General features: G+C 75.0%; 2 protein-coding genes. One reads left to right on the top strand and one right to left on the bottom strand.

All coding sequences use genetic code 11. From position 1 onward, the window contains the following. Positions 1-340: 340 nt before the first annotated feature. Complete coding sequence (locus ACI79L_RS23880) at positions 341-2,452, bottom strand: cation:proton antiporter (protein ID WP_456939180.1); 2,112 nt, start codon at positions 2,450-2,452, stop codon at positions 341-343. Positions 2,453-2,707: 255 nt separating this feature from the next. Between ACI79L_RS23880 and ACI79L_RS23875 the strand changes: the two genes are divergently transcribed. Continuing rightward, positions 2,708-3,553, top strand: coding sequence for a protein kinase domain-containing protein (locus ACI79L_RS23875; RefSeq protein ID WP_456939179.1), 846 nt, complete (start codon positions 2,708-2,710; stop codon positions 3,551-3,553). Positions 3,554-3,603: the final 50 nt, after the last annotated feature.

Below are 3,603 nucleotides of genomic sequence, written 5' to 3'. Positions count from 1 at the left end.
CGGCCTGGGCTGGGCGCTGGGCAACCTGTGCAAACGGCAGGCGCGCCCACCCCCGCCGTTCCGCCGGCGGTGAACGGCGGGAGGGACCCCGCGCGCACGTGCTGTGCCCACACCGGGGGGCAGAGCACGAGCGTGCGCGGGAGGAGCCACCTCCCGCCGCCCGTGCCCCGCACGCCCGCCAGGAGGTGTCCCGGCAGGCTGGTGCTCTGCCCCCACCCGTGTGCAGAGCACCAGCCCGCTCGGGGCCCGCGCGGGGGACGGCGCCGGCGGTCCCCGGGAACGACGGAGCCCGCGTCCCCTCGAACGGGACGTGGGCTCCGGGCCTGTGGGGGAGCGGGAGTCAGAGCGCCCCGGGGCGGGCGGCGATGCCGGCCAGGGTCTCGTCCATGTCCCGGTCGCTGTCGGCCGTGCCGGCGTGCACCAGCAGGATCGGCGTCAGGTCGTCGGCGGCGGGGACGGGGCCCGCACCGGCCGGCGCCAGGAGCAGGGCCGGCAGGGTCTCGGTCTCCGCGGCGATCTCGACGCCGGCCTTGCGCAGCGAGTCGGCGACATTGCGCCGGACGCCCCGCCGGCCCTCGGCGGCCCGCAGCTGCAGCGGCACCCGGCGGCCCACCGCGGCGTGCGCGGCCAGCCGGAGGGCGGCCCGGCCGGAGGCGTCGCCGTCCTGCAGCACCGCGACCGGCCCGCCCGGCTGCAGGCCCGCCTCGCCGAGCTCGCCGGCGACGGTGACCACCGACCCGCGCAGCGATGGCGGCCAGGGGGTGCCGGCGCCGTCGACGGCGAGCGCCCCCTCGACGATGCCCCAGCCGCTGCGGACCAGGACGACGTCGGCCTCGCTGCTGGCCGCCAGGTCGGCTACCTCCGCCCACGGGTCCTCGCTGAACCGCGAGGCGACCGACGCCTTCAGCCCGCGGGCCTCGACCTGCCGCGCCAGCTCCCGCAGCTCCCCGGCCACGGTGGCCATGAGCTCGAGGTCGGCGCCCAGCCCGCTGGACACCTCGGGCTTGGGCCGGGAGCGGCGGACCACCCGGGTGACGACGACCTGCGCGGGCGACTCGCGGCCCACCAGGTCGCAGGCCAGGTCGACCAGGGCGGCGTCCCGCTCGGGTTCGTCGACGACCACGACGACGGTGTAGGCCTCCTCGAGGCCCATCGCGGCGCGCTCGGCGGCGGCGATGTCCCGCTGCAGGACGCGCTTGGGGTAGATGACGTTGAGCAGCGGCGAGGCCATCACCGTGGTCACCACGGCCATGATCACCATCAGGGTGAACATCTCGCCGTCGAGGACGCCGCGCTGCACGCCGATGTTGAGGATGACCAGCTCGGTCAGCCCGCGGGTGTTCATCAGCGTGGCCAGCGCCGTGGCCTGGCGCCGGGGCACCCGCATGGCGCGGGCGGCGGCGAAGGCGCCGACGAACTTGCCGGAGATGGCCACCAGCAGGATCAGGCCGAGCTCGCCGAGGCCGGCGAGGTCGATGGCGCCGACGTCGACGTTGAGGCCGGTCACCACGAAGAAGACCGGCAGGAGGAGCAGCACGCTGACCTGCTCGAGGCGGTCGATGATCTCGTGGTTGAGCCGGGCGGCGCCCTTGCGCGGCATGACGACGCCGAAGAGGAAGGCGCCGAAGATGAAGTGGATGCCGATCTCCTCGGCCACCCACGCGCTGGCGAGGATGCCGATGAGGACGCCGGCGAGCATCTCCGGGGTGAGCTGCCCGAGCCGCTCGTAGCGGGTGACCAGGACCCGCAGCAGCGGCTTGACCAGCAGGAACATCACCAGGGCGAAGACCACCGACAGGCCGAGGATCAGCACGACGCCGGTGAACGACGAGGCGGCCACGATCGCCACGACGACGGCCAGCAGGCACCAGGCGAGGACGTCGTCGACGGCGGCGCAGGCCAGCGCGAGCACGCCGGTCGGGATCCGGTGCATCTGCCGCTCGGCGAGGATGCGCGCCAGCACGGGGAACGCGGTGATGGACATGGCCACGCCGAGGAACAGCGCGAACCCGAGGAAGGGGATGGCGGACGTCTCGCCGTCCGTGTCGGTGAAGACGTCGTGCTGCGTGTGCAGGTAGGCCGCCAGCAGCACGCCGAGCGCGAACGGCAGCAGGATCGAGGCCAGCGACACCGAGACGGCGACCTTCTCCCGCCCCCGGATGAAGGACAGGTCCACCTCGAGGCCGATGAGGAACATGAACAGGACCAGGCCCAGCTGCGCCAGCACGTTGAGGAACGGCCGGACGTCGAGGGGGAACAACAGGGTGTCCAGGTCGCCCGGGAGGGCGCCGAGCAGCGTCGGGCCGAGCATGATGCCGGCGACGATCTCGCCGACGACGGCCGGCTGGCCGACCCGCACGGCGAGCCGCCCCATGAGTCGGGCGATGATCATGATCACGGCCAGGTCCACGAAGACATAGGCGATGATCTCGGCGATGGGGCGGGCTTCCACAGGGTCTCCGGGCGTAGCTGTCCGCGCCGCGTGGGACCGCGCGGTGGTCGGGTGGGGAGGGCGGACACCGGGCACCGGGGCCACGCCGGGCGCGGATGCTAGCCGCGGCGGTCCGGTCGTAGGGGGCGCGTGCGCGCGGCATCTCGGCGGGCGCGAACCGGTTCCCGGACGGCAGGTCCCCCGGCACACTGTGCCGCTGCCGCGCACCGCGGCGTCCCGGCGCGGCCGGGGAGACAGCGTTTCAGGAGGACATGCATGGATGCCGTCGGCCTGGTGGGCGCGGCGCCTGCCACCATCGCGGACTACCAGGTGGTCCGCGTGCTCGGTGAGGGCAACAACGGCCGCTTCTACCTCGCCCGCCCGCCGGCGCGGCTCGGCCTGCCCGACGAGTACGTCGCGGTGAAGGTCTTCACCGGCAGCCACAGCGAGCAGGCCTACGAGCGGGGTGTGCGGGAGCTGCGGGCCTTCGCCCAGGTGGCCTCGCCGTACCTGGTCAGGGTCTACGACGCCGTGCTGCAGGACAGCTTCCTGTACGCGATGGAGTACTGCCCCCTCGGCTCGCTGGCCGCCCCGGCGCGGCCGCTGAGCCGCGGCGAGGTGCTGCGCGCGGTGGCGCACGCCGCGCACGCCGCGCACGCGCTGCACGAGGCGGGCCTGACCCACGGCGACATCAAGCCGGCCAACGTCCTGCTCACCGAGGACGGCGGCAAGCTCTCCGACCTGGGCCTGGCCCGCTACCTCGCGCCGGGCGTCACGCTGACCGGCATGGCCAGCGCCGCCTCGGTGGAGTTCCTGGACCCGGCGCTGCTGCGCGGCGACCGGCCCTCGCGGGCCACCGAGGTGTTCGCGCTGGGCGCCACCCTCAACCGGGCGCTCACCGGCACCGGCCTGTACGGCGAGCTGCCCGACGGCGAGCCGCTGCTGGCCATCCGCCGGGTGATGAGCGCGGAGCCGGCGATCGCCCCCGGCCTGACCGACGAGGAGGCCGCGCTGGTGTCCGAGTGCCTCGCCCCGGTGGGGAAGCGCCCGGTGACCGCGCTGCAGGTGGCCGAGCGGCTGGACCGGATGGCCGCCGAGGCGCTGGGCGCCGCCCGCGCCTGACCGGCGACCGACACGCGACGAGGGCCCCGTCCCCACCGGCCGGTGGGGAC

The sequence above is a fragment of the Geodermatophilus sp. SYSU D00684 genome (assembly GCF_054050455.1).
The sequence above is the reverse complement of the archived record's forward strand: the minus strand, read 5'-3'. Positions and strand labels throughout refer to the sequence as shown.